The organism is Agriterribacter sp. (assembly GCF_035444585.1).
Lineage (GTDB): Bacteria > Bacteroidota > Bacteroidia > Chitinophagales > Chitinophagaceae > Agriterribacter.
The window spans coordinates 1-26850 of sequence record NZ_DAOMOZ010000044.1 but is presented as its reverse complement, the minus strand read 5'-3'; the positions used below and the strand labels follow the sequence as shown (position 1 = coordinate 26850).

Sequence of the window (26850 nt, the reverse complement as noted above, 5' to 3'; positions counted from 1 at the left end):
CAGTTGTACTATTGCTCATCACACATGCCCTTAATAACACTTACATCAGATATCGGACAAAAAGACTACCTGGCGGGGGCTATTAAAGGACAGTTGCTGCAAATGATCCCCGGATGCACACTGGTTGACATCAGCCATGAACTTACGCCATTCAATTATCCGCAGGCGGCTTATGTGTGTCGCAATACTGTTAAAAATTTCCCCGACTTTACTTTTCATATCGTGCTGGTAAATCTTTTTGAGAACAGGCATGAGCACCTGCTGCTGGCCTTTCACAACCGGCAGTATATTTTATGCGCCGATAACGGGCTGCTTACCATGATCACCGAAGGGAAACCCGAAATGGTGATCGGGTTGCCCACGGATGAACCGGTGGCCAAAAATGCCTTATACGTTACACGCCTGTTTGGCAAAAGCATACAGTCCATCGTAAAAGGAGAAAGCCTTCACAGTATCGGTATCCCGGACATACATATACTGGAAAAAAATCCTTTGCGGCCGATGCTTGGCGAAAACTGGATCGAAGGACAGATCATTTTTATAGACCATTTTGAAAACGTGGTGATCAATATTACGCGTGAATTTTTTGAAGAACAGCGAAAAGGGCGGCACTTTACCATTGCCTTTAAAAGAGATGAAGTGATTGAAAAAATCAGCGAAACCTATGCCGATGTGCCCGAGGGTGAAAAGCTGGCACTCTTTAATTCGGCAGGATATCTCGAAATTGCGATCAACAAAGGCAATGCCGCCGGGCTGCTGGGGCTGCAGGGATATTCTGAAAAGCAGTCGGCACATTTGCAGAACCGTTTGTTCTATCAAACCATACGCATATTTTTTGATTAGTACAGGAACCGGCGTCGTTATGCGTTGCCGGCCGCATGGTTTGCTTTTTTATAATTTTATACAATGAACGCTGAAACGGGCAAATACATCATCGTGGCGGGAATACTGGTCGTTGTTGCAGGTATTGTGATCTATTTTTTCCACGACAAGCTTCACTGGGTCGGCCGCCTGCCGGGAGACATCCGCATTGAAAAGGCAAATTTCCGCTTTTACTTCCCCCTTACAACCATGATCCTGCTTAGCACCGGGCTTTCGTTTCTTATATGGTTGCTCAGGAAATTATAAAGCCCTTACCTCCCTCGCCTAAACTCATAAAACCGCACCCGGTCAATTTCCATTTCAACGGGCAGGTCTTCTGCATATACTTTGCCAACCCAGCTACCGCCCAACTGCATATCCAGCAACAGGTAATACTTATACTTATCAAAAGGAAACTGTCCTTGTTTGGCTGTTTGAATACGGGGATAAGAAAACGTTCTCTTATTGTTTATGAAAAAAACCAGGCTATCGCGGTGCAGCTCCACAGCGTAATTGTTAAAGCCATTGGGGTTGATCACGCCGGTTGCGCCCTGTTTGGGCTCTTTCATCTTTAGTGTATATGTATAATGTGAATGTACGGTCTGGTAGGCAATTGAATCAGAATTCAATCTTTCCATAATATCTATCTCGCCGCCATCGGGCCATCCCATCCCCTGCGACAGGAGCCAGAAAGCCGGCCACGCGCCGCGTGCGCCATTCAGCTTTGCATATATTTCCAGCCGGCCAAAGCCAAAAGCCACCTTATCTTTTGTATATACGCCGCCTGTTAAATAACTGGCAGTATCGTTTGGAAGACTGTTGTTCACTATACCACGCAATATCAATTTGCCATCACGCATGGCATAGCAGCTGTCGAAATCACTCATATAATTTTGCCAGTCCGGCTTTCCCCGCGGTATCTTCGACCACCGGCTGGTATCAAAGCCATTCAACTGGTTGAAATTTTCCTCCCAGCTCAACCTCATTTTCTGTGTATGTTTCGTGCCGGCGCAGGAAGCCAGCAGTATCGCTGAAAAGAAAAGCGGGAATAAATGCTTATGCTTCATAAAACAAATATAGAATTAGCCATTTAAGTCCTGAAAACATTTATGCAATTATGATCCTGTTTGAACAATTATAACAAAGAAAACCGGCAGGCAAATTTGGGTCTTTGTGGACTATCAATCATTGCTTTAACTGTAATGCAGCAACAACAGGCATGTGATCCGACGCTTCTTTATTTTGCACTACCTGATGCGACAAAACATGAAAAGCAGCTTTGGGTCTGGATACAATAAAGTCTATCGCTCCTGTTTCATTACCTTCCCAAAAAGTAGAGGGGCATTTATAGCAGGTACGCGTAAAATCCGCGTCCAGGATACGGATCACTTCACTGCCTTCGGCTGCATTCAAATCGCCGGCAACAATAAAAGGCAAAGTAACTTCACCGGCTATGCGGCTGATCTCTTTTATCTGTAAAATCCTGCTTGTATTATTATATGCTTCCAGGTGCGTGCTGCCAAAACGCACAGATCTTCCATTGGGCAATGTAGCAGTTGCCGCAGCCAATACGCGGGGCTCTCCGCCTTTCTCTTCCGCCATGGGCAATGAATAAGTAATGGTGTCTGTTAAAGGATACCTGGATAAAATTAAAACCCCATACCCGCCACCGTCAAAATCCATTGCCTTCCCGAAATAATAAAACCCGAAGCCGGCTTTAGCAGCCAGTTGCTCCGCCTGGTTGATGTTCCCTGAACGCCCGGTATGCACATCCACTTCCTGTACCGCTGCTATGTCTGCACCCTGCTGCTTTATAACAGCGGCGATGGCATCCACATCAATAACATCGGGCTTCCCCGGCGGATTGCAATGATGCACGTTATATGTCATCACTTTTATGACGTCCCCGGATATGGTTCCTGATTGGATCTTACGGGAAGAACAGGATACGATCAGGAAAATAGCAGCTACGGATAATTGTACTAAAAATCTGCGCATATGATGATGTTGTAATTGCTCTGATATCTTTACGGTACGATCAATTCATCCACCAACTTACCTGCCGTATCAAAAATACGGAAACATGCCCCTTTTTCAGAGATGCCTGCTCTGATAAGGTTATTATTCGAGTTAACTATAACGGGAAATTTCATTGCGTCAGAGGATCTTTGTATCCTGTGGCGGTGTTCATGGGCAGCGATAAAAACAGTTACTCCTGCTTTATTTAAAATGGGCGCCCATTTCTTTTTGATCTCCTGGTTGCCATGCCATCCATCGGCAGGTGGTATATGGCAGATCACGATTTTATATTTCGATTCTTTAAAAGCATCTGTTTCCACAACCCGGGCCAGCCATTCTGCCTGTTCTGTCCGGTAATTATCCATATCAGTGATGCCGCTGTACTCAATATCGGAATCGGGCTTGTCTTCTCCGCCGTCTAATATTATGAAACAGGCATTTCCCCTCGTGAATGTATAGTACAAATGCCCGCCGATACCCGGAAAATATCGGGGGAATTCAGCAGCGAAAGGCCCACGTGTTTCATGATTCCCTCTTGCATAATACATAGGCGTTTCGCTTGCGAATAAAGCCGTTGCCGTGTCCATAAAGCCAGCAAATACCTGCGCCTCGCTCCTGGAGGCATTGATCATGTCGCCATTAAAAACAACAAAACCGGTCTTCGTTAAATCAACCTGGCTTAACAATTGTTTCAATACATCATTTCGTTCGTGAATATCATTAACGACCGCAAACTCAAACGGGCCCGGCTTCCCGGGGGTGGTGAACGTGAGCGGTTTTTTCCGGTATACGGCTGTTGCGGCTACATTACCGTAATGAACATATACAAATTCATGCTTCAAAACTTCCTGGCTGTACACCCGGTAACGATAACGGGTATCGGGCAACAAATTTTTTAAGTGTACCTGGTGAACAGTCCCAACATTTTTCAAGCCGTTGGAGGCGGAAAAAAATTTCGGCCGCTCTGATTGGTAAAAATGGCTTCCGTCATCCGGGGCCAACTCTACCCAGGCAGTAGCAGGCTTATTGGTTATCCATACTATGGACACGCCCGAATCGGTCATCGCCTGTAAATAGGGGCCATGTGAAATTTTGATCTGTTCCTGGGCATTGCCACGAAAGACACTCACCAAAAAAAGTAAGCAAAATGTTATCCCGATTGATGAAAGGTATTTTTGTAACTGCGTAGTTTTCATGTTCTCTTTGTTATCACATTAAAATTTGTAAAAATTAATCCATAGAAAACTATCTGTTAATATTTCTTAAGTCCTCTAATGATAATGCTGTCTTTTGTTGCGGGAGGCAGCATGTGTTTGTATTGGTATAACGCCCCTTCCCAGTCGCCATACATGGCATTGGGCAATACAATAAATTTAGCGCCGAACAGGGCAGCATTATCGCGGGTTGCAGCGTTCCGGATCTCTGCAGGCTGCTTGTCGAAAACCGCACTGAAATCACTGAGGTTATCGCCAAACAACATGATTATTTCATGTGTATCCGCCACCGTTTCCCTCCGCGGTTCCTTGCCCGAAGTGGTCGTTTTCATGGTGAGGTGGCTGCTAACCGCATCGGGGAAACCCCAGCGCTGAATGTCCTGTAAAGTAGCTTCCCGCTCCGCCTCAAGCCGGTTGGTAATATAAAATACATCCACGCCCCTGTTTTTCGCATACCTGAAAAAAGATAAAGCGCCAGGCACGGTATCGCAGTCCACTCTTTTTGTCCATTCCATCCATGAAGCATCTGAGTATTCTTCGTTTTTTAAAGCGATATGCACCTGGTAAGGGCTGTTGTCCAGTATGGTTTCATCAATATCGGTCACCAACGCTACAGGTTTGCTGTAGGATTGCTGCAATAAAATATCCAACTGCATTTTTGCCGCATTATATGCCTGGTAACACAAGGCTTTGTATTCGGAAGCTTTTTGCTGCCACACTGCTCCCCATAACGGGCCCTGTGTAACCAGCGAAGTGCTGCTGTGAGCAGAAGCCGCACGCTGTACCTTGCATGAAACTGCCGGGGCCAAAAGAAAAAATAAAAATATATACTTATATTTTGAAATATTATTCATGAATAAAAATTTCGAATTTCCGATGAAACAATATGATGGTAATCAGGTATCAGCAGTCAGGCATCAGTCTATCAGATACACTCACCACTGACTACTCACTATTCACTACTCACCACTCACCTCTCCTTCGGCATACGGTCTGACGCTCCTTAGGTCGCGTACCGGCCGCGTGCTACTTCCGCTCCACTACCCACCTGTTCAGCATATTGCCCGGCGTTTCTATAACCACTTTGTAAAAAGAGGAAGGCAGTTTGCTTACATCTATTATTGCTTCTTCCGTTGCCAGGGGCACTGTAGTCTGCAGGGTATACTGATCCTTTCCTCCTTCTTTAAAATGATTGGTTGTGCTCAGCCATATCTTTGCTTTTCCTTTCTTTTCAACCGCTTTCCATGTAACGCGCAGCTTATTGTTCAGCAGCGACATGTTGGCCGTGGTGGCGTACAGCTTCCCGGTCAAAGGCACCCCGTCAATTTCCATTAACTGCTCACGGGGTATTGAGATGTTTAAAAACTGAGCTATGGAAGGCATTATATCCACAATGCCGGGGTTGCCGGTTTTAAAATAAGTATTCAGCCCTTTGGCATTCGTTACGATCCAGGTGCTTCTTTCCCTGTCCGACTGGCCGCCATGCCCTTTTCCGTTATTTGCCATCCTTCCGTGATCGGTTGTAATATAGATCACCCAGTCTTCTTTAAAGTTTTTTTCGCGGTATTGTATCGCCTGCCACAGCCTTCCCATCTGGTCATCCATCATAGCTACCGCTTTATAAAACTGCTCACTGTCGCCATACATATGCCCCATATCATCTGTATATTCCAAATATACCCATGAAAGATCAGGCGCTTCCTTTTTAATATGATCCACAGCATTATTTACAACGGCCTCGTCTATGCGATGCATGAAGTCCCGGCCCTTATCGTGAGGATAATTGATCGTATCCAGCTCCAGTCCGTCGAAATGATGATCTAATTTAATATTTCCTGTAGCCGGTAAATTTTCTCCTATCAGTTTCGTACGGTTATCTTCCCAGCTCGAAAATACAGCTGTTTTTTTACCGGGATACTGCGATTCAAAGAAGCGGAAGATGGTATGGTAATTGTAATTGGGAGCAGCAATGTCATTATCCCAAACATTGTGCTTGTTCACCCATGTGCCGGTAAGCAGGCTGTTGTATCCCACGGCAGATATGGTAGGTGTTTCGGAATAGCCGCCTTTTTCTCCGCCCACATGCGCTTTTGTATAGCCGCCTACTTTGGCAATAGCATCAAGATGGGGCGTGTTTAATTTTTCTATCACGTCAGATGAAATGCCATCTACAATTACAAAAACGGCTTTTTTGTTTTGCTGTGCATACAAGCCGTGAAAACAAGAAAAAGCGGCTGCCAGCAATAACCAGAATTTCTTTTTTTGAAGATTCATTGCATAAAATTTTATTTCTTTATTGTAAATCTGCGTTACCGGTTTATTTTGACAAATATGGCAAATAATCATTAATTCTTACACATGATCAATAGAAATGTCATATACAATGACCGCCGGAGAATATTTATAATTATATTGAGCATGAACAGGGGTAACATGGCGGCACAATACTTACAGAGGGTTATGAGTTGATTTGCCTTAAAATTAAAAATCATACAAATGAATTTCAGGAAGCTGTTACCGGCTTTATTCCTTACGAATGCATTGCTGGCCACTGCGATAGCCCAGGAAAAAACGGCTTTTCAGACGGCGCATCACTGGATACCGGAGATTGATGTACGTTCCGATATCGCTATTGTATACGGGGTAAGCGAAAGAGGGAAAATGTCATTTGAAGAAAGAGTAAAATCGTGGCGCGACCGTGGGTATCAAACGCATTTCATGACGGGCATCGCCTGGGGGCAGTACGATGATTATTTTTTAGGCAGATGGGATGGAAAGGATCATCTTGGCGAAGGACAGCAAACGGTGAATGGTGACACGATATGGCATGGGCGGAACATCCCCTATGTTGTGCCCGTAGCATCGTTCATAGCATACATGAAGGAAAGAGTGATCAAAAGAGTGATTGATGCGGGTATCAGCTCCATTTACCTTGAAGAGCCGGAATTTTGGGCAAGGGCGGGCTACAGCGAAGTATTTAAAAAGGAATGGCAAAGTTATTATGGTTTTCCCTGGCGGCCGCAGCACGAATCGCCCGAAAATACTTACCTGTCCGGCAAGCTCAAGTATCATTTGTATTACCATGCCATTGACCAGGTTTCGGCATACGCGAAGGAATACGGTAAAACAAAAGGGATGGATGTAAAAGTGTATATACCCACGCATTCGCTGGTCAATTATTCATCATGGCAGATCGTAAGTCCTGAAGCCAGCCTTGCTTCATTGCCCGGTATTGACGGGTATATTGCACAGGTATGGACAGGCACATCAAGAGAACCAACTTATTTTAACGGGCTGGAAAAAGAGCGTGTTTTTGAAAATGCTTTCCTCGAATACGGGTCTATGGTTTCTATGACGGCGCCCACCAACCGTAAGCTTTTCTTCCTTACCGACCCTATTGAAGACTGGCCGCGCGACTGGGCCGATTACAAAAAAAATTACGAAGCCACATTTACCGCCCAGTTGCTGTACCCGATGGTAGCCAACTACGAAGTAATGCCATGGCCCGAAAGGATATATACACGACCCTATAAACTTGCCAGCAGCGATGAAAAGGTATTGATCCCTAAATATTATTCCACGCAGATGCAGGTGATGGTAAATGCGCTGAACAATATACAGGTAACGCACCATAAGATTACCGGTTCAGGCGGTATCGGCATATTGATGGGCAATTCACTGATGTTCCAGCGGTTCCCGGTGCACAACGGGTTTGAAGACCCGCAATTCTCCAATTTCTACGGTCAAACATTACCGTTGGTAAAGCGCGGCATACCCGTGCAAACCGTTCACATGGAAAACCTGGCGTATGCCGCCACCTTAAAGGATATAAAAGTGCTGGTGATGAGCTACTCCAATATGAAGCCCGTTTCGGCAGATGTGCACCGGCACCTGGCCGATTGGGTAAAGCAAGGTGGCGTGCTGGTTTACTGCGGGCGCGATGACGATCCTTATCAAGCAGTAATGGAATGGTGGAATACGGGCGGCAACAGGTATCCGGCGCCTTCCCGGCACCTGTTTGAGCTGTTGCAGGTAAAACCAACCGGTAACAACCAGGAAGCTGCCGTGGGCAAAGGCAAAGTATATGTCCTGCGGCAGAACCCCAAAGCCTTCGTAATAGCGGCTAACGGCGATGAAAACTACATGAATATAATAAAGAAAGCCTGGCAAACAGACGCGAAAGCAGGTGAGCTGCAGCTCAAAAACAACTTTTACCTGCAGCGCGGTCCCTATGACATTGTGTCTGTGATGGACGAAAGCATAAGCGAACAGCCATATACAGTGAACGGACTGCTGATAGACCTGTTTGATCCTGAGCTGCCGGTATTGCAAAAGAAGGTTGTACAACCGGGAAGCCAGGCTTTTTTGTATAACCTGTCAAGGATCAAAAACAAGAAGCAGCCGCAGGTGCTGGCATCTGCCTGCAGGGTGTACAATGAAAAGACCGGTGCAGGATCATATGCTTTTATTTGCAAAAGCCCGCTCAATACCATCAACCGCATGCGGATCCTGTTGCCGGCGGCTCCTGAAAAAACAAGTGTAACGGATGATAAAGGTGCGGCGCTCACCGGCATTAAAAAAGAATGGGATGCAGCTTCCCGCACCTTGCTCCTGGGCTTCAACAACAGCCCCGAAGGAATTAATGTGGAAATAAGCTGGTAGCAGAAGGAGCTGTCGGCAGTCAGCCATGAGTTGCAGGCGGTATTGCTGTTGGCAAAATGTTGTATTTTAAACTGTAAATAAACTTTCAAATCGTAACTATGGCGCAATCAGAAAGCAACAGGATTACAGCGCAATTTCTTTGAGGATGGAGCCTCTAACATGCGGTCTGACGCTCCTTTGTCGCGTACCGACCGCATACGAAAAAGGGCTATACGATGTCTCTGACTTCGTATTACAGTATGTTCTTCCGTGACTCTGTCCCCGCAAAATATCAATACCCGCCGGACGAGTCTCTGATCTCATACCCAATATGTTCTTTCGCGTATAGTAATTTTCCGTGTGCGTAGTAACGATTATTACAACGTGACAACTGCTGTCATTACACAATTATAGTATAAGGTTCTATTTTCTGAACGTGCAAACGGCCGTTACTTTGTGCAACAAATCCAATAGATCCTGTTTAATCCAAAACCCTGAAAACACCGAAGCCTTAACCCGAACCGTGCCCTGAAACCCCTGAACAACTCCCCTGACCCGGGAAATTCAATGCAATGTCCTAAAAACCAACAAAGACATTGATCAAAGCAACGACAGCCAACTGTTGTTGCTTTGTGCTTTTTGTACGAAGATTTAAAGCGAGCGCCTCCCAATGGCCGGTAATGATAATGATGCTTTTTCCGTACTTTTGCAGGCTAATTTGTAAATTATTATGAGCCGTAAAGGAAAAGTTCTGGTGGCAATGAGCGGCGGTATAGACAGTACTGTTACTGCGCTCATGCTCAATGATGAGGGCTATGAAGTGGTTGGCATTACCATGAAAACATGGGACTATGCAAGTGCGGGCAGCAGCAAAAAAGAAACAGGTTGCTGCAATGTAGACAGTTTTAACGATGCCCGGATGGCGGCGGTGGAGCATGGGTTCCCGCATTTTATACTGGATATCCGGAGCGAATTCGGAGATGCTGTAATAGAGAATTTTGTAGAAGAATATCTGGCAGGGCGAACGCCCAACCCCTGTGTAATGTGCAATACCCATATTAAATGGCGGGCACTTTTAAAAAGAGCGGATGCGCTGGATTGCGAATATATTGCTACAGGGCATTACGGCAATATTCACCAGCACTCCAACGGGCGTTACTATATCAGTAAAGGCGCAGATGAAACCAAAGACCAGAGCTATGTGTTGTGGGGCTTACAACAGGATCTGTTAAGCCGTACCATGTTACCATTGGGCAAGTACCGCAAAACGGAGATCAGGCAGATGGCGCTGGATTACGGCTATCCCGAACTGGCTAAAAAGAGTGAAAGCTATGAAATTTGCTTTGTGCCCGATAATGATTACCGCGGCTTTCTGAAACGCAAAGTGGATGGGCTGGAGGAAAGGGTGAACGGTGGAAATTTCGTGGATGCAACCGGGAAGATCATCGGTAAGCACAAAGGGTATCCTTTTTATACCATTGGCCAGCGCAAAGGGCTGGATATAGCATTGGGCAAACCTGCCTATGTTACGCAGATCATTCCCGAAACCAATACCGTTATTTTGGGTGATGAAGAAGACCTCAACCGCCAGGAAATGCTGGTGGGCAAGCTCAACTGGTTAAAGTATGATGGCATAATCAACGGAATGGAAGCCGTAACAAAGATCAGATACAAAGACAGCGGGACGCTTTCCGTTTTACAAAATCACGAGAAAGGTATACAGGTGGGTTTTTACGATCATGTAAAGGGCATCGCTCCGGGACAAAGCGCTGTGTTTTACGAAGGTGAAGACGTAATTGGCGGGGGAGTGATTTTGAGAAGTGAGACGTGAGAGGTGAGAAGTGAGAGGATAGTGAATTGTGAATGGTGAATAGTGAGAGGTGAGAAGTGAAAGTGAGAGTGAGAGGAACCCGGTTCTATCTTTGATAGCTCATGGCTCATAGACTGATAGCTGAAAGCTGACTACTGAAAGCTGACTGCTAACCGCTAACCGCTGAAAGCTACCCTGCAATAAAAAGAAGATCAAAACGTTAGGGATCGGAAAGACAACTTTCCGGTTTTTATTTTTAACAGGTGCGCGCAACCTTATGCCTGTTTGGATTGCCTGTATTAAAGCTTTTTTCTAATCTTTGTGTATGAGCAAAAGCAGCAAATATTTTTTTCTTATCCTGGCAGTACCTGTTTTTTTAAGCCTGCAGTTTTGCAAAAAACAAACAGAAGCTTTTGCCTTTACTACAAGTGTTAATGATTACTATCCTCTCGAAGTAGGTAAATATATTGTTTATCAAATGGATTCTACCGTGTTTGTCAACTTCGATACCCATGAAGAGGTACACAGCTACCAGGTAAAAGATATAGTGGATGCCGAAATAGCAGATAATCTCGGACGGCCCAGTTACCGCATTCGCAGGATGATCAGGGATTCGGCAGGTATGGATCCATGGGTGGATAATGCCACCTTTATGATAACCCCACTGAAACGCTCAATTGAAGTAGTTGAAAATAACCTTCGTTTCATTAAACTTACATCGCCCGTAAAAGAAAATTATTACTGGCGGGGCAATAGTTATATTAACGCAGTGAACGAGTTGGACTATCTGGCCTTCTGGGATTATACCTATACAAGTGTCGGTCAACCTTTTTCATTGGATAATATTTCTGTTGAAAATACGGTCACCGTCTTGCAGAACGACTACTCAACGGGCGACCCATCTTTGGCGCCCACGCAGGCTGCCTCAAAAAATTATAGCATTGAAATATACGGGAAGGATATAGGCCTTATTTATAAAGATTTTATTTATTGGCTGTACAACAAAAATGAGGTATACGCTAATTGCAGAGTTGTTATTGAAGGAATTCCCGATACGCCCTGTGCTTTTAATATTAATTGTGATTCGCTGGCCCAGGCATTGAACGGCTATAAGAAATGTGATACCATTTCCAGCAACTATTCCTATATTGGTTATGGCATTAAGCTTAAGATGCTTGAACATAATTAACGTTACCTCCCAATGAAAACAATAGCACCATTATTGATCCTTGTTTTCGCATTTGTACTGAATGATGCTTATACACAATCAAGATATATCATTGTTTTAAACAACAAAAACAACAACCCTTATACGCTTAACGATCCCTCGCAATATTTATCGCCCAAAGCCATAGAAAGAAGAACAAGGCAACAGATTGCCATTGACAGTTCCGATCTTCCCGTTAACCCGGCCTATCTCGACAGCATCCGCTCTGCGGGGTCACTAAACATACTTAATGTTTCCAAATGGCTGAACCAGGTATTGATACAAACCACCAATCCATCCGCTTTATCAAACATAAGCAGCTTTTCCTTTGTACAGTCTGTGTCGGCTATAGCACCGAGGATCAGGGGTTGGGAAAAGCGTAAAGAAGATGAATTCAGCGACATGATCCTCCCTGTAAAAAGGAGCCATATGGTACAGGGCGGCAATGATCATTACAGTTACGGCAATATGTATGCGCAGGTAAATATTCACGAGGGAGAATTTTTGCACAACAAAGGTTTCCGGGGTGAGGGCATGACCATAGCTGTTTTGGACGCAGGCTTTTATCATTACGATACCAACCCTGCGTTCGACAGTGTACGATTGAACAACCAGATACTGGGCACCTGGGATTTCGTGGACAATAAGATAAGCGTAACAGAAGAGCATAGCCATGGAATGGTTTGCTTTTCTACCATAGCAGCAAACCGTCCGGGGTTATTGGTTGGCACAGCGCCCAAAGCAAAGTTTTATTTGTTCCGCACAGAAGATGTTGCCAGCGAGTATCCGGTTGAAGAACAAAACTGGGTAGCGGCCGCCGAAAGAGCCGACAGCCTGGGTGTAGATCTTATTACCTCTTCTTTAGGCTACAGTACTTTTTCCGATCCTTCTTTAAACCATAGTTATTCCGATATGAATGGCGGGTCAACCATTATCACAAGAGGTGCGGAAATGGCAGCGAAGAAAGGAATATTTGTTACCAATAGTGCAGGCAATTCCGGTAACGATAGCTGGCATTATATCATAGCCCCGGCCGATGGTGAACATGTGCTTGCCATTGGCGCCGTAAATGCCGGCAAACAGGTGGCCGGCTTTTCAAGCTACGGACCTGCTTACGACAAAAGGATAAAACCCAATGTTGCTTCCGTAGGCTGGGGAACTGTAGTTGCAGGAACAGATGGCAATCCGGCCAGCGCCAGCGGCACTTCGGTAGCCAATCCCAACCTGGCAGGATTGATTGCATGCCTGTGGCAGGCATTCCCCGGGTTCAGCAATGCAACCATCTTCGATGCTGTACAAAAAAGCGCTGATAAATACAATAACCCGGATGACCGTGTTGGTTACGGCATTCCCAATATGCGCATAGCATATGAGATACTGGAAAAGAAAAGGCAATTGCAGAATGCCGACCGTATTTTGAACAACGATTGGCTGAAAGCATACCCTGTTCCTTTTGCAAATGACTTTACCGTATTGTTAAAGCCAAAAGCAAATGGCAGAGTTTATTTTTCGTTGTATGACGCAGCAGGTAAAAAGCTATTAATGAAAACAGCAGACGCACAGACCGGCATAGTTCAATTCATATCGTTCGGCAATCTAATCTCTTTACAACATGGCATTTACTGGCTCCATTACTCCGATGGGCAAAACAAACGTATTGTGCGGTTGATGAAGTAGAGGAGGGTGCAGGTTTCAGGTTGCAGGTTTCAAGTTTTGTTTTCAGGTTTCAGGGTTTGTTGCTAACAACAGAATGAATACTCCTCTTTGCTCAAAGCCCAAAGCTGATCACCGACAGCCCAATCTCAAATCTTACATCTCAAATTTCAAATCAACGCAACAGCAGGGCTGCGAACAGGGTATCGGCCTTCTTGTCATATCCTTTCAGTACTTTCATCTTCAACAGCCGCAGATTAAATCGTTCTTTTATTTCATCAACCATTGCTTCGTTCTCTCTTTTAAAAACGGAGCAGGTAATGTACAGCAGGTGCCCGCCTGGCTTTATGAAGGGAATTACATTCGCAAGGATCTTCTTTTGAAGCGCGGTGTAATGATCCAGCTTCTCTTCCTTCCAGTGATACAGCTGTTCAGGGGTTCTTGACCATGTGCCGCTACCTGAACAGGGGGCATCACAGATAATGAGATCAAAGAGTGAATGGTGGATCGTGAGTGGTGAATGCCCGCCCGCCTGCCCGGCTGAGCCTCGCCAGAACGATTCTTTCGGGCTGGCATTCAGGCGGGGATGAACATCCTGCCCGAATCTGGTCAGGCGGGCGTTCGGACGGGGTGAATGGTGAGAGGTGAGTGACGATGGGTCGGTAAGGTCAATTACTTTGCTGGTGTACTCCTTTATACCGGCGGAAGCGAAACGTTTCTCAAGGTTTATAAGGATGGATTTTCGGATATCCGACACCGTGAGTCTGATGTTCTTCAATATGTCTTTTGCCAGTATGGATTTCCCGCCGCTGGCTGCACAACAGTCCCATACGCTGAGCTGCTGATCGGTTTGCAGCGGCTTAAAAAAAGCAGCCACCTGCTGTGAGCTGTAGTCCTGCACCACAGCTTCCCTGTCGGCTTCAATTGCGGCATCCAGCTTTGTGATGTTGCTGAACGCGATGCAATCTTTACCTATGAACCTGTATGGTATTTTCCCGGCATCTAACTTCTGCTGCACTATTGCTTTATAACCCGGCCGGATACGGATGAACAGATCGGGCTGGATAAAAAATGAACGGCAAAACGTTTCGTGATCTATCCCTTCACTCAGCATTGATTTCCAGGGGAAGACATGGAGAGGTAAAAGGTGAGAGGTGAGGGGTGAGAGGTGAATGGCGAATGGTGAGGTGCTGGCGGTATTAAGGCTTTTATTTACTATTTCACATTTCTCTTCTGCTGAAAGGTGTAGTCTTTCATTCCATGCCGGCTTTAGCTGCTGCAGCGTTTCATTGGGTTGTGAGCTGCATAAAAATAAGCCTGCCAGGATATGCACCCGGATAGCTTCATCATCCGGCAATGTACTGTCATAGAACATTTTGCCGGTACGGTAATAGCAATAGCACAAATGACTGATCTGCCTCCTGTCTTTCGATCCGTATTTTTTATCTGCAGCAAAAAAGCTTTTCAGGAAAGCGGCAAGGGGCGGGTTGCCTTTATAGCGCCTTATGATACCGGCGGCTGTGCTGAGGTAAGAATGATATCTGCTCACACTGCAAAAGTGAATAAATAAATACGAACGTTATTGATAAAAGAAACTGTAGCTGATCTTCTCCTGCGTTACGGGATTACTGTATACACCCTTCACGGGTTTATTCAGATCATTGTATTCATAGCTCATGTTCCACGAATTATCCGGCTCTGTATCGTCACTGATACCTGTGAGGCAATGAGGTGAGTTAAGCCCATCCATTATAAAACCGTTTAAAAGCGCTTCATTGCCAAAGTCTATCGGTGAAAACTTATCATTGTATTGAAAGTTAATGAACTGAGGCGGATTCAGCACGCCATAATCGGCAAACCGGATCGTCATTGTTGAAACGTTCCCTTTTTCATCATAGGTATATCCGGTAACCTGTTCATCGGCATATCCGTTGCTGCCGGGTGCTTTCCTGAGTACTTTCACCTGTGCTATCCGCTCCTTGTCGTTATAAGTGTAAACGATGCTGTCTTTTACCGGCTCATTGACAATATTTAAAGAAGTTCTGATGCCATGCGTGTATTGTGCGCCTCCGTTGTAATACAGGTTCAGCACTACGCTGTCTTTCTGCACAAAGTTGCCATCCTCGTCATATATATGCCCGATAGTAACAAGCCGTTCTATAACGCCTTTACTGTTGCGATAGTAAACAGACTCTTCTTCTATATAGGGTTCGTTCACTTCCCCTTCGAACTTGTTTTTTATACCGGTCAGCTTTTTATTATTGTCGTACGCCAGCGTAGTTACGCCGGTATACGAAGCGCCGGCATATTGCATCGTCATCTTAACCAGTAACGGGCCTTTGTCGTTAGCATCAGCCCTCTTTTTTTCAAAAGATTCTTCTTTACTGCAGGAAAGGGCAAGTAAAGCACCTATTATCAAAGTTTGTAAGGGCCTGATCTTCATATAAAGGAGTAATATATTTTAGAATATAAAAATCAATTATGGGTTAGTGTGCTTTGAAGAGCTGAACAGCATTCCCTTTATCTTGTTTTTTTGCTATCTTTTAATTTACGTCAGCCGGTTATTTGAGATAATAATATTTCATTGTCACTTTTTGTCCTGTTTCTGCCTGTGATAAAGCAGTTACAGGTTTATCAAAACTGTTATATGTGTATTGTATGGTCTCAATATCCTCTTTATTAATGAAATCGGCACGGTAGATTATATTATTAGGGGTAGGGGCCGAAAACAAAAGACCTCCTGTTAATAATATTTCCTGTCCGAAATTCAATGGGTTTATTTTATCATCATATTGCAGATCATTTTTAAACCAATCTTCCCTATTGGGATAATTGCGAACTGATGTGGCACTCGCAATTTTAATATTTTTATCGGCACTATAAATGTACTCAAACTTATCGTCCAAATGAGGCGTATCGTTAGCCTGAAAATGATATATTTCCACGGTACTTATTAAGCCATTCGTTCCATATTTATATGCCAGGCTATCATGAATAGGAGACATCTCTCCGGTTCCTGTAGTTATTGAATATTGGTATTGCCCGGCGGTTTCATTATAATGAACAGTAAATTCTTCATCCCAATGAAGCTGGGGTACGCCAGGTGTATAATATAAATAAGTAACCAGTCTTATCTTTTCAACAATACCTTTTTCATTTCTGGTAAACTGTTCCAGCAAACTGTGAACCCCATCATCCGGATCCGATTGCCCTACGTTTATCGTATAAAGCTCAATGAACCTGTTATTACTGTCATATTTAAAACTACAAATAACCGAATCCAGCTCCCCTTCATATTGCATTACAAGCCGTTTTAAAAGCCCGCCGTTTTCCGGAGAGGGAATGGTATCAACCGGCGTATTTTCAACAGGAGACTCAAGCTCAACGGAAACTTCTTTTTGGCATGAACTGATCCAGACAAACACCAGGCACAATACTGCCGGTAATTTAAACTTCATATTGCAAATCTTATTTTTTAAGTGCATGTCTTCTGAATAGTAACTCATACATTGTTATACATCCGGGGATCCACGGGCATTACAAAAGATGTTCTGCGAACTACCCATTAACTTATCACATTAAGCTATCGGATTCTTATATAGGATACCGGAAAGGCTGCAATTACCACACTTTTCAATACTGCCTCAAAATTACTTTGCAACCACAGGAGTCATTCTTACGAAAGGTCTAAAATATGTTTAGATGAGAACTACAGCTCCAATAGTGTTTTAACAGGATCTTTTCCAAACAGCAGCAATTCCGGGTTTTCAAGCAATTCCTTTACACGAACCAGGAAACTTACCGACTCCCTGCCGTCAATGATGCGGTGATCATAGCTCAGTGCAACGTACATCATGGGCTTTATTACCACCTGCCCGTTTATCGCCACCGGGCGTTCCTGTATTTTATGCATACCCAGTATAGCTGCCTGGGGAAGGTTAATGATAGGCGTGCTCATCAGCGAGCCAAATACGCCACCGTTGGTAATGGTAAACGTTCCGCCCTGCAATTCATCCATGCTTAATTTATTATCACGGGCTTTATTGGCAAGCTCTATCACTTTCTTCTCAATATCGGCCATGCTCAGACTTTCTACATTTCGTATAACCGGAACAGTTAGCCCGCGTGGAGTGCTCACGGCGATGCTGATATCTGCATAATCGTGATATACCAGTTCTTCACCGTCCATATAGGCATTTACGGCCGGCCATTCGGATAATGCAATGGCGCACGCTTTTGCAAAAAAGCTCATAAAGCCCAGTCCCACGCCATGTGTTTCCTTGAACTTATCCTTAAATGCCTTGCGGGCTTCCATGATGCGGGTCATGTCTACCTCGTTGAACGTGGTAAGCATGGCAGTGGTATTTTTGGATTCTACCAGCCGCCGGCTGATCGTTTTGCGAAGGCTTGTCATTTTCTGGTTACGCACATTACGCGTAAACAGTTCCTGCCCGTCGAAAGCTTTTTTGCCGGGGTTGGCCAGCGCTGCCAGTACATCGCCTTTTACAATTCTGCCGGCGGTTCCGCTGGCGGTTATGCTTTTAGGGTCAATCTTTTTATCGGCTATGATAGCAGCCGCAACCGGCGTGGCTTTTACATCAGCAGAATGCGTTGCCGGCGGAGCACCTGCTGCAGCCTGGGGTTTCGTTTCGGCAGCAGCCGGTTTTAGCACCTCTGTCTTTTGCTCAGCGGGTACGGCAATATCTGTATCGATCGTAGCTATAACATCTCCTATTTTAATGGTATCTCCTTCCTTTGCAGAAGCAAACAGCTTGCCGGACTCTTCTGCATTGAGCTCGAAAGTAGCCTTTTCGCTTTCCAGCTCAGCAATCACCTCATCGCGTCTTACCAGCTCTCCGTCTTTCTTTGCCCACTTCAGCAAGGTAACCTCACTTATGGATTCTCCCACAACCGGTACTTTTACCTGTATTTTGCCCTTACCGGCCGCCCTGGCTTCTTCCGCAGGTTTTACCGCCGCAGGTGCCGCTTTATCTTCTGCTTTACTATCCTTTGCAGGAGCAGGGGCTTCCGAAGCTGCCGGTTTAGCAGCTTTATCATCTATTTTGGCCAGTACCGAGCCTATGGCAATGGTATCGCCTTCATTTACCTGGGTTTTTAATACTCCTGCTTTTTCAGCATTCACTTCAAACGTGGCTTTTTCACTTTCCAGCTCCGCTATCACTTCATCCCTTTCAACATATGCACCATTGGGCTTAACCCATTTTAACAAAGTAACTTCGCTTATAGATTCTCCTACTGCCGGGACCTTGATATCAATCATGTTTTTTCAGTTTATGCTGATTTATCCTTTATATAAAGTTAAATGGAAAATGCCGTTTCAATGATTTCCACCTGCTCCTGCGCATGTATTTTGGTGTACCCCGAAGCAGGTGAAGCGCTGCTTTCCCTGCTGATTACCCCGTAATTCATTTCAGGCAGGCCCAATTGCCGCAAACCGGTATTAAGGTTCATCTGGAGAAAGGAGGCGGCGCCCATATTCAGCGGTTCTTCCTGTACCCAATACCATATGCCTTTATTGTACTTGCTGTACAAAGCAGACAATTGCCCGTAAGGTAAGGGATATAATTGTTCTATCCTTATAAGAGCCACATCTTTCCTGTTGTCTTTTTGTTGCCTGGCGGCAAGATCAAAATAGATTTTGCCTGAGCAAAAAATGACTTTTTTCACGGCAGTGGCATCTCCCGGAAAAGTATCGTCTATCACTTCTTTAAACCTCCCGCTGGTAAATTCATCAACATGTGAATGGCTGCCCGGGTGACGCAGGTTGGCTTTGGGTGCAAAGTTGATCAGTGGCTTGCGGAAGGGCCATGTTACCTGCCTGCGCAAAGCATGAAAGAAATTTGCGGCTGTGGAAATATTGGTAACTACCATATTTAACTCAGCGCACATTTGTAAAAACCTTTCCATCCTGCCGGAGCTATGCTCAGGTCCCTGCCCTTCGTAGCCATGAGGCAACAGCATGGTTATGCCGTTCATCCTGTTCCATTTTTCTTCTCCCGATGAAATGAACTGGTCAATCATGGGTTGAGCTACATTGCAAAAATCGCCAAACTGCGCTTCCCATACCACCAGTGCATTGGGATTAGCCAGTCCAAAGCCGTATTCAAACCCCAATACGCCGTACTCACTTAAAAAAGAATTGAATATCCTGTATTTGCCTTTCGCGCCGGGTATGGTGCTAAGCCGGTTATAAGGCTCATCTGTATTTTCGTCCTGCAAAACGGCATGCCTGTGTGAAAATGTGCCCCTGCATATATCCTGCCCGCTCATACGCACGTCTTTGCCATCAAGCAATATGCTGCCATAAGCGAGCAACTCGCCCGTGGCCCAGTCTAATTTTTTCTCATTGCCAAACAGCTTTACTTTTTCGTTGATTATTTTCTCCACTTTGCGAAGCGGGGTAAAGCCATCCGGCCACTTCATCATTGCATCAAAAATTACTTTAAAGCTTTCCTTGCTGATGGCAGTAACAGGCGATTGTTCAAAGTCTTCGTCTGTAGCTTTTCTCAGCTGCTTCCACCATTTATCGGGCTGCTGGTAAGTATACGGCAACGGGTTTTGCTTTACCTCGTCCAGGCGGTCCTGCAAATCGTCCCAGAACTTTTTTTCCATGCCCTTTGCCAGTTCCTGTGCTTCCGGTTCCCCATGTTCCAGGAGGTATTTTACATACACTTCCCGTGGGTTGGGATGCTTGTCAATCAACGCATAAAGAGTAGGTTGAGTAAATTTTGGGTCATCACCCTCATTGTGACCATGCTTACGGTAACACACCATGTCTATGAACACATCCGATTGAAATTCTTTGCGGTAGCGGGCTGCTATTTCAGCACACTTTACTACAGCTTCGGGATCGTCGCCGTTCACATGCAGCACCGGCGCCTGCACCATGGCTGCCAGTGATGTGCAGTAGTCTGAACTGCGCGCGTCGTCAAAGTCTGTGGTAAATCCTATCTGGTTATTGATTACAAAATGAATGGTGCCACCGGTGTAATATCCTTCCAGCTTGCACATCTGCAATACCTCATATACGATCCCCTGACCTGCAATAGAAGCATCGCCGTGAATAAGAATGGGCAATACTTTTTCATAGTCGGCGTCGTACAGTATATTGGCTCTTCCCCTGGCAAAGCCTACCACTACAGGATCTACAGCCTCAAGATGCGACGGGTTCGGCATAAGCTTCACATACATCACTTTATTGCCGGGCGTTTTTACTTCGCTGCCAAACCCAAGGTGGTATTTTACATCCCCGCTTCCCATTGTTTGGTCTACCTTCCCGGTTCCCTCAAACTCACTGAATATCTGCTGGTAGGTTTTGCCCATTATATTAGCAAGGATATTCAGCCTGCCCCGGTGTGCCATTCCTATAACTACCTCGTGCACATCAAATTCGGCAGCCTTATTGATAATTGCATCCATGGCGGGGATGGTTGTTTCACCGCCTTCCAGTGAAAATCTTTTTTGCCCTATATATTTGGTGTGAAGGAACTTTTCAAACATTACCCCCTGGTTGATCTTCTCCAGGATCCTTTCTTTTTGTTTGAGCGAAAGCGGCTGAATGAAATTTCTCTCCATTTCGGTGGTCAGCCAGTCTACTTTTTTCTGATCGCTGATGTATTTGAATTCTATGCCCACATGTCCGGCATAGCAGGCTTGTAAATGTTCTAATATTTTTCGTAAAGAAGTGGTACCCAGCCCGATAAGATTGCCGGCAAAAAAATGCTTATCCATGTCTTCTTCGCTGAACCCGAAGAAGCCGAGATTAAGGTTAGCACCCCTGTCTTTGCGTTTGCGTATAGGATTGGTGTTGGCAATAAGATGTCCCTTGTTGCGGTAGCCGAGAATAAGCCGGTATGCCCCCAGCTCTTTCTTCCAGTTCACTCCGTCGGTGGTGGTGTAAGGCTGCACCTGTTGGTCTTGCACTTCGTGTGCGGCGGTTCCGTTTGTTCCGGTTTTATTATTGGCAACGGCAAAATCGAATCCTTCAAAAAACTTTTTAAAATCCGGATCCACACTTTCCGGATCCTTTATAAATTCATTATATAAATTTTCAATGTATGCGGGATCTGAGCTGGTTATATACGAAAAATCCTTCATGAGACTATCTTTTGAAAACAAACACAAACCTACGTGATTTTGATGATATGGTAACTTAAAACAACCGTCAAAAGCAGCCAGTTATGTACTAAATTTTTAATTTTTTGAATGGGTGCTACGCCCCGCAATTGACATTCATTTTCCCCTGCTTCAAAAGCGCCGGAACCGGGGCTTGCTACATCCCAAACGCCACTTTTGATATCTTAAATTTGGATTTGAATGTATATCCGCCTACCTTTGCCGTCCAAAAATTTTTAAAATGGCTAATCATCAGGCTACGAAAAAGGATATGCGGCAGGCCGCAAAACGCAGGGACAGGAACCGTTATTATGGTAAAACCACCCGTAACGCTATACGCGATCTGAAAGTGATCACCGACCAAAAGGGTGCAAAAGAAGCGATGCCTTCCGTAGAAAGCATGATAGACAAGCTGGCCAAACGTGGGGTTATACATAAAAACAAGGCCGCTAATCTTAAAAGCAAGTTAGCTAAAAGGGTAAATACACTGGCATCGGCTTAAACAATCCGATCAGGCATTGACTGCATCCTGTGAAAGGATGCATTTTTTTTGTCCGCTCCCGACCGGCTTTGCAATTCCACAGGTTGTATCTTGCGGTGAGAATTGTTTCTCTTCAAAATGTTTGCTGTGAAAAAAAGCCTTCTTTTTGTATTGGTTTGCTCTCTTTTTTATTTCCATAGTACAGCCCAGGATATCTTTAAAGGATATGAACATCTTTTTGCGCCACCGCTTCATTATACGGCGTATCACATCAGTGATGCATTGGTTATTGATGGCAAAATGGATGAAAAAGGCTGGACAAAAGCGCCCTGGTCGGCATATTTTTCCGACATTGAAGGCGACAAAAAACCGCGCCCTGCTTTTAAAACCCGTTTTAAAATGTTATGGGACAGCAGCCACCTGTACATCGCCGCTGAACTGGAAGAGCCCCATGTATGGGCTACATTAACAAAGCACGACCAGGTAATATTCCAGGATAATGATTTTGAAGTGTTCATTGATCCCGATGGTGATACCCATGATTATTTTGAAATAGAGATCAATGCGCTGAATACGATTTTTGATCTTTTTTTATCGAGGCCCTATCGCAACAGGGGCGTTTTATCAACCGGATGGAACGCTGAACATTTAAAAACGGCTGTTCACATAAATGGAACGCTTAATGATGCAGGCGACAGAGATAAGAAATGGACAGTGGAAATGGCTATCCCGTTCGCTGCGCTTCAACACAATAATGCAGCCCCCGATCCGGAAAAAAATGCATTGTGGCGTATTAATTTTTCAAGAGTGCAATGGGACACTGAAATTGTTGAAGGAAAATACAGGAAAAAGATCAACCCTGCTACAGGCAAGCCATTTCCGGAGCACAACTGGGTATGGTCGCCGCAGGGCGTAATCAATATGCATTACCCCGAAAGGTGGGGTTATCTCCGGTTTACAAAAGACCATACAAAAGGACAGGATGGTTTTGTTTTGCCCCCGCACGAAGAGTCAAAGAAATACCTGTGGCTGGTGTATTACAAGCAAAAGGAACATATGAGAAGCAATGGCAGGTATGCCGGCAGCCTTTCACAGCTTCAATTGCCTTCGAATATCGCCGGCATAGCCGAAAATGAATGTACCTTACAATTGGCATTGATTAGCCGGCAATTCAGCGCTGCCGTTACTTGTGATAATCATGGGGCGGGCTGGCAAATTGATCAGCATGGCAAAGTTACTCCTCTAAATTAACGGTCATGAATAAACGGAAATTTATTAAATCTGCGCTTGTAGCGGGTGCTGCAACGCTTTCACTGCCCGTACAATCGTATGCCGCCGGTACCCGGGCAGCAGGTAAACGGAAAATAAAACGCGGGCACTGGGTATGGATCAATCCCAATCCTGCCGATAAAGAGGAAGACCTGCAAATGCTTTATGCCGCATATCATGAGGCTGGCATAAGAGGTATTTTTTTTGAGGCAGACAGCGAAAAGCATTATCGCATCGCGAAAAGCAAAAAGCTGGAGGCCCACAGGTGGATGTGGATCATGAACAGGGGAGAAAAAGAATTGCTGCAAACCCACCCTGAATGGTATTCCAAAAACAGAAACGGTGATTCCTGCGCCGACAGGCCTCCCTACGTAAATTATTACCGCTGGCTTTGCCCTTCCCGGGAGGAAGTTAGGGTTTACCTTGAAAACCAGGTAAGAACCACGCTGGCAAAAGATTATGTGGATGGCATTCACCTGGACTATATCCGTTACTGCGATGTGATATTGCCCGTTAACCTGTGGAGCAAATATGGCATTGAACAAAACAAAGAATTGCCTGAATATGATTTTTGCTATTGCGAAGTGTGCAGGAATAATTTTAAATCATTGAAGGGCATAGACCCGCTGGAGATGCAATACCCCGACCAAAGCCCTTCGTGGAGAAAATTCAGATACGACAATATAACAGCAGTGGTTAACCGCTTATCTGCGGTAGCGCATTCCTGTAAAAAAAGCATTACCGCCGCGGTATTTCCTACTCCGGAGATCGCCAAACGGATAGTGCGGCAAGATTGGGTGAACTGGAACCTCGATGGGATCTGCCCGATGATCTATCATGGGTTTTATAAAGAAAACACAGCCTGGATCGGCGATGCAGTAGATGAAGGGGTTAAAGGGTTACATGGCCGCTTCCCGTTATACGCCGGGTTATTTCTTCCTGATTTTAAAAATGATGATGATCTTAAAATGGGTATTCGGTATGCGTTGAATAATGGTGCTGCGGGTATTTCTTTTTTTGGAAAAGTAGATGAAAAAATACTGGCACTGCTTAAAAGCATTCCTGCGTAGCACAACTAACAAAGGTTGCCGACCTTTTATGATGCTAACTTCTGTATAAAGATCAGCAACCTCTGTATCCGGTTGTTGCCATCAGGGTTCCGGAGCTTCGGGGGCATCTTTAACCATCACCGGCCAAATGCCCGGCGCAGGTACACTCACTCCCTTGTTCGATCCTCTTTGCATATTGTCTGCACCAAAATAATACATTGGCCATCCTTTATAGGTAAGCTGTTTTCGTCCAAATACATCTATTGCAGTGAACAACGTTTTATCCAGCACAGAAGGTACCACCACCTGGTCCGTTTCATAAATCGGCCATACCGGATTATTGGAAAAATCCGGCTGTGTAAACTTGTTTGTATTAAAGCCGTCCGTTGCAAACCTATACAATGTAACGCCTTTGGGGTCTGAAAAATACAGGGTTTTGCCGGTGCCTTCGGTATGATCGCTTTTGTACATTTTACCGTCATTGCCGGTTAACTGCGCGTTTACCAGCATAATACTGTAATCAGGTTTTGCCACGAACCATATGTTACCAAAGGCCTCCCCTTTTGTTTCGCCCGGCGCCTCGCGAACATTTGCCCCGCCCACCACAGGAGCATAATAGTATAAGGGCCAGGTTTTATATGTAGTTTGTTTTCCTGCCGGTGTTGTTATGGTTCCAAAATCTGCAATGTCAAGTCCTGTTTCCAGGCTGGCCTGTGTGAGGTTATCACCGGCATAGTATATCGGCCAGAGGGCAAGACATCCGCCTGTACAATTGGATTGCCCGTCAAAATCATTCGAAAAATAATAAAGTGTGTTGCCCAGTGTATCTGTAAGATAGGAACCTAAAGCAGCGCTGCCGGCCAGCAGGATGGTGGGCTTTTTTTCGGGTGGTACAGGTTCGCTGTCCTTACTGCACGAAACAGTCAGTGATATTCCTGCAATTAAAATTATGGCAGGGTTTACCCGCTGCAGACAAAAAAAGACTGAAGCCCGTTTTGTGTACAACATATACAAATCAGGTTTAAAAATGAAATGATGGTTAATCCTTCCAGGTAGGAGTAGCGCTGAATAGTATACACTTCGTAATTAAAAGATTAAAGGTTGCCTCAACTGCAAAAAATACTATCACTATTGGTTTGTGAATATTTTCAAACCCTGTTGCTGTATTCATATTTTTGGGTATTCTACCGGTGAATTGCTCACGCTCAATTAATCCCTTTTACATATTTTTACAGGATGAAGATCTGTATGCTTTCTGTTTTTATTTTGCTGTTCTTTTACGGGCAGGCCCAGGATACCATAGCCTGTTATTTTGATGAAGACCTGTCGCTGACCTCCAAAAAACAGGGCATATATACAGGAACAATAACGGAGCATGAAAACGGATGGGAAGCTGTTGCATTTTACAGCAATGGAAACCCTTTGATGAAGGGGTTGTTCAAAGACAAAAAATTAAAAACCAGGCAGGGGTACTATGCGCTCTATTATCCAAATGGCAATCGCCGGGCACTTACTTATTTCATCAACAATGCTGCCGACAGCACTTTTATGGGATGGCATCCAAACGGACAACTAAGCGACTCGGGATTGATACGTCAGCAAGCGCGAACAGGTATATGGAAAACCTGGTATCCCGATGGCCGGCAGGAATCATCGGGCAGTTTTGTTAACGGGGCACGGGATGGCATATGGCATTGGTATCATGCCAACGGTAAGCCGGCAACTATAGAAACCTACAGCAACTATAAATTAGATGATCTTACCTGTTTTGATACACTGGGTATTGCAACAGGAAGCAATTGCCGGATAGAAAAAAAGCCATGTCCAAAAAATACTTACGACTTTGAAACATTCATCATAGAAAATTTATTATACCCGAAGGATGCTTTAAAAAAACGCATTGAAGGAGAAGTGGCTTTTGAGTTCTTTATTAACAAAGAGGGGAGGCTCACCAATATTAACTTTACCAACGAAGCCAATGTGTTGCTGCAGGAAGAGGTGGTGCGATTGTTAAAATCGGTCAGGGAATGGGAACCTGCTGTTTCACATAACCGGCGCATAGATTACCTCTATACCTATACCGTTCCTTTTTATTTGCCGGAGTAAAGCTGTTCATTGCTCACCCGCTGACAACCCGTGGCTGAAGCCTGCAGCCCATATCATCTTATCACCTATCTTTGCGCCCTTATGGCAACCAACGACAACAACAGGTTTCAGGCGGTTATAGCACACGCCAAGGAGTATGGATTTGTATTTCCCAGCAGCGAAATTTATGACGGGTTGAGCGCGGTGTACGATTATGGGCCCTGGGGCAGTGAATTAAAGAAGAACATCCGCGATTACTGGTGGAAAAGCATGACCCAGTTGCATGAGAATATTGTTGGCGTTGATGCCGCTATCTTTATGCATCCTGCTACATGGAAGGCGTCGGGGCACGTTGATAATTTCAGCGACCCCATGATTGACAATAAAGACAGTAAAAAAAGATACCGGGTAGATCATTTGATTGA

21 protein-coding genes and 1 pseudogene are annotated in these 26850 nt (G+C 44.9%); 11 read left to right on the top strand and 11 right to left on the bottom strand.

Annotation, left to right across the window (positions count from 1 at the left end):
• Together PLH26_RS07065 and PLH26_RS07060 are read left to right on the top strand one after the other, a co-directional pair.
• On the top strand, positions 1-843 hold an 843-nt coding region (locus tag PLH26_RS07065; protein ID WP_324585301.1), incomplete at its 5' end, for an SAM hydrolase/SAM-dependent halogenase family protein.
• 63 nt (positions 844-906) lie between these two features.
• A complete protein-coding gene (locus tag PLH26_RS07060; RefSeq protein ID WP_324585300.1) occupies positions 907-1128 on the top strand; it encodes a DUF2905 domain-containing protein in 222 nt (73 codons plus the stop codon).
• A 5-nt stretch (positions 1129-1133) separates the two neighbouring features.
• On the opposite strand, the gene PLH26_RS07055 is transcribed toward PLH26_RS07060, so the two are convergent.
• The 5 genes from PLH26_RS07055 to PLH26_RS07035 all read right to left on the bottom strand — a co-directional run bounded on the left by PLH26_RS07055 (position 1134) and on the right by PLH26_RS07035 (position 6368).
• Positions 1134-1928, bottom strand: coding sequence for a glycoside hydrolase family 16 protein (locus tag PLH26_RS07055; protein ID WP_324585299.1), 795 nt, complete (start codon positions 1926-1928; stop codon positions 1134-1136).
• A 118-nt stretch (positions 1929-2046) separates the two neighbouring features.
• A complete protein-coding gene (locus PLH26_RS07050; RefSeq protein ID WP_324585298.1) occupies positions 2047-2859 on the bottom strand; it encodes an endonuclease/exonuclease/phosphatase family protein in 813 nt (270 codons plus the stop codon).
• A gap of 29 nt (positions 2860-2888) precedes the next feature.
• Positions 2889-4076, bottom strand: coding sequence for a purple acid phosphatase family protein (locus tag PLH26_RS07045; RefSeq protein WP_324585297.1), 1188 nt, complete (start codon positions 4074-4076; stop codon positions 2889-2891).
• Between the two features lie 56 nt (positions 4077-4132).
• On the bottom strand, positions 4133-4948 hold the full coding sequence (locus PLH26_RS07040) for a 5'-nucleotidase, lipoprotein e(P4) family (RefSeq protein ID WP_324585296.1): 816 nt from the start codon (positions 4946-4948) through the stop codon (positions 4133-4135).
• A gap of 172 nt (positions 4949-5120) precedes the next feature.
• Positions 5121-6368: an alkaline phosphatase family protein gene (locus PLH26_RS07035; protein ID WP_324585295.1), complete on the bottom strand. Its 1248-nt coding sequence runs from the start codon at positions 6366-6368 to the stop codon at positions 5121-5123.
• A gap of 222 nt (positions 6369-6590) precedes the next feature.
• On the opposite strand from PLH26_RS07035, the gene PLH26_RS07030 reads away from it, so the two are divergent.
• The 4 genes from PLH26_RS07030 to PLH26_RS07015 all read left to right on the top strand — a co-directional run bounded on the left by PLH26_RS07030 (position 6591) and on the right by PLH26_RS07015 (position 13429).
• A complete protein-coding gene (locus PLH26_RS07030) occupies positions 6591-8756 on the top strand; it encodes a type 1 glutamine amidotransferase family protein (protein WP_324585294.1) in 2166 nt (721 codons plus the stop codon).
• Between the two features lie 709 nt (positions 8757-9465).
• Positions 9466-10566, top strand: a complete 1101-nt coding sequence (mnmA, locus tag PLH26_RS07025; RefSeq protein ID WP_324585293.1) for a tRNA 2-thiouridine(34) synthase MnmA — start codon at positions 9466-9468, stop codon at positions 10564-10566.
• 304 nt (positions 10567-10870) lie between these two features.
• Entirely contained in the window at positions 10871-11734 is an 864-nt protein-coding gene (locus tag PLH26_RS07020; protein WP_324585292.1) for a hypothetical protein, read from the top strand.
• 12 nt (positions 11735-11746) lie between these two features.
• Positions 11747-13429 (top strand): S8 family serine peptidase, encoded by a 1683-nt coding sequence (locus PLH26_RS07015; protein ID WP_324585291.1) that lies wholly within the window; start codon positions 11747-11749, stop codon positions 13427-13429.
• A 151-nt stretch (positions 13430-13580) separates the two neighbouring features.
• Here PLH26_RS07015 and PLH26_RS07010 read toward each other — a convergent pair whose 3' ends face one another.
• From PLH26_RS07010 to PLH26_RS06990, 5 genes are all read right to left on the bottom strand, one after another.
• A complete protein-coding gene (locus PLH26_RS07010; RefSeq protein WP_324585290.1) occupies positions 13581-14954 on the bottom strand; it encodes an RsmB/NOP family class I SAM-dependent RNA methyltransferase in 1374 nt (457 codons plus the stop codon).
• 30 nt (positions 14955-14984) lie between these two features.
• Positions 14985-15848, bottom strand: coding sequence for a hypothetical protein (locus tag PLH26_RS07005; protein ID WP_324585289.1), 864 nt, complete (start codon positions 15846-15848; stop codon positions 14985-14987).
• A gap of 118 nt (positions 15849-15966) precedes the next feature.
• Complete coding sequence (locus tag PLH26_RS07000) at positions 15967-16863, bottom strand: hypothetical protein (RefSeq protein WP_324585288.1); 897 nt, start codon at positions 16861-16863, stop codon at positions 15967-15969.
• A gap of 251 nt (positions 16864-17114) precedes the next feature.
• Complete coding sequence (gene odhB / locus PLH26_RS06995; RefSeq protein WP_324585287.1) at positions 17115-18686, bottom strand: 2-oxoglutarate dehydrogenase complex dihydrolipoyllysine-residue succinyltransferase; 1572 nt, start codon at positions 18684-18686, stop codon at positions 17115-17117.
• A 38-nt stretch (positions 18687-18724) separates the two neighbouring features.
• On the bottom strand, positions 18725-21523 hold the full coding sequence (locus PLH26_RS06990; RefSeq protein ID WP_324585286.1) for a 2-oxoglutarate dehydrogenase E1 component: 2799 nt from the start codon (positions 21521-21523) through the stop codon (positions 18725-18727).
• Positions 21524-21782: 259 nt separating this feature from the next.
• On the opposite strand from PLH26_RS06990, the gene rpsT reads away from it, so the two are divergent.
• The 3 genes from rpsT to PLH26_RS06975 all read left to right on the top strand — a co-directional run bounded on the left by rpsT (position 21783) and on the right by PLH26_RS06975 (position 24361).
• Complete coding sequence (rpsT, locus tag PLH26_RS06985; RefSeq protein WP_324585285.1) at positions 21783-22043, top strand: 30S ribosomal protein S20; 261 nt, start codon at positions 21783-21785, stop codon at positions 22041-22043.
• A 126-nt stretch (positions 22044-22169) separates the two neighbouring features.
• Positions 22170-23273, top strand: coding sequence for a carbohydrate-binding family 9-like protein (locus PLH26_RS06980; RefSeq protein WP_324585284.1), 1104 nt, complete (start codon positions 22170-22172; stop codon positions 23271-23273).
• A 5-nt stretch (positions 23274-23278) separates the two neighbouring features.
• A complete protein-coding gene (locus tag PLH26_RS06975; protein WP_324585283.1) occupies positions 23279-24361 on the top strand; it encodes a family 10 glycosylhydrolase in 1083 nt (360 codons plus the stop codon).
• Between the two features lie 81 nt (positions 24362-24442).
• Here PLH26_RS06975 and PLH26_RS06970 read toward each other — a convergent pair whose 3' ends face one another.
• On the bottom strand, positions 24443-25348 hold the full coding sequence (locus PLH26_RS06970; protein WP_324585282.1) for a COG4315 family predicted lipoprotein: 906 nt from the start codon (positions 25346-25348) through the stop codon (positions 24443-24445).
• Positions 25349-25576: 228 nt separating this feature from the next.
• On the opposite strand from PLH26_RS06970, the gene PLH26_RS06965 reads away from it, so the two are divergent.
• Both PLH26_RS06965 and PLH26_RS06960 read left to right on the top strand, forming a co-directional pair.
• Positions 25577-26446, top strand: coding sequence for an energy transducer TonB (locus PLH26_RS06965; protein ID WP_324585281.1), 870 nt, complete (start codon positions 25577-25579; stop codon positions 26444-26446).
• Between the two features lie 81 nt (positions 26447-26527).
• A pseudogene (locus PLH26_RS06960) lies at positions 26528-26850 on the top strand (glycine--tRNA ligase); the annotation flags it as partial.

Bases quoted from the DNA above. Each gene is read 5' to 3' on its own strand.
- odhB (WP_324585287.1), bottom strand. From the start codon at position 18,686: ATGATTGATATCAAGGTCCCGGCAGTAGGAGAATCTATAAGCGAAGTT.
- PLH26_RS07060 (WP_324585300.1), top strand. From the start codon at position 907: ATGAACGCTGAAACGGGCAAATACATCATCGTGGCGGGAATACTGGTC.
- PLH26_RS06990 (WP_324585286.1), bottom strand. From the start codon at position 21,523: ATGAAGGATTTTTCGTATATAACCAGCTCAGATCCCGCATACATTGAA.
- PLH26_RS07040 (WP_324585296.1), bottom strand. From the start codon at position 4,948: ATGAATAATATTTCAAAATATAAGTATATATTTTTATTTTTTCTTTTG.
- rpsT (WP_324585285.1), top strand. From the start codon at position 21,783: ATGGCTAATCATCAGGCTACGAAAAAGGATATGCGGCAGGCCGCAAAA.
- PLH26_RS06965 (WP_324585281.1), top strand. From the start codon at position 25,577: ATGAAGATCTGTATGCTTTCTGTTTTTATTTTGCTGTTCTTTTACGGG.
- PLH26_RS07030 (WP_324585294.1), top strand. From the start codon at position 6,591: ATGAATTTCAGGAAGCTGTTACCGGCTTTATTCCTTACGAATGCATTG.
- PLH26_RS06975 (WP_324585283.1), top strand. From the start codon at position 23,279: ATGAATAAACGGAAATTTATTAAATCTGCGCTTGTAGCGGGTGCTGCA.
- PLH26_RS07035 (WP_324585295.1), bottom strand. From the start codon at position 6,368: ATGAATCTTCAAAAAAAGAAATTCTGGTTATTGCTGGCAGCCGCTTTT.
- PLH26_RS07055 (WP_324585299.1), bottom strand. From the start codon at position 1,928: ATGAAGCATAAGCATTTATTCCCGCTTTTCTTTTCAGCGATACTGCTG.
- PLH26_RS07005 (WP_324585289.1), bottom strand. From the start codon at position 15,848: ATGAAGATCAGGCCCTTACAAACTTTGATAATAGGTGCTTTACTTGCC.
- mnmA (WP_324585293.1), top strand. From the start codon at position 9,466: ATGAGCCGTAAAGGAAAAGTTCTGGTGGCAATGAGCGGCGGTATAGAC.
- PLH26_RS07050 (WP_324585298.1), bottom strand. From the start codon at position 2,859: ATGCGCAGATTTTTAGTACAATTATCCGTAGCTGCTATTTTCCTGATC.
- PLH26_RS07000 (WP_324585288.1), bottom strand. From the start codon at position 16,863: ATGAAGTTTAAATTACCGGCAGTATTGTGCCTGGTGTTTGTCTGGATC.
- PLH26_RS07020 (WP_324585292.1), top strand. From the start codon at position 10,871: ATGAGCAAAAGCAGCAAATATTTTTTTCTTATCCTGGCAGTACCTGTT.
- PLH26_RS07015 (WP_324585291.1), top strand. From the start codon at position 11,747: ATGAAAACAATAGCACCATTATTGATCCTTGTTTTCGCATTTGTACTG.
- PLH26_RS06970 (WP_324585282.1), bottom strand. From the start codon at position 25,348: ATGTTGTACACAAAACGGGCTTCAGTCTTTTTTTGTCTGCAGCGGGTA.
- PLH26_RS07045 (WP_324585297.1), bottom strand. From the start codon at position 4,076: ATGAAAACTACGCAGTTACAAAAATACCTTTCATCAATCGGGATAACA.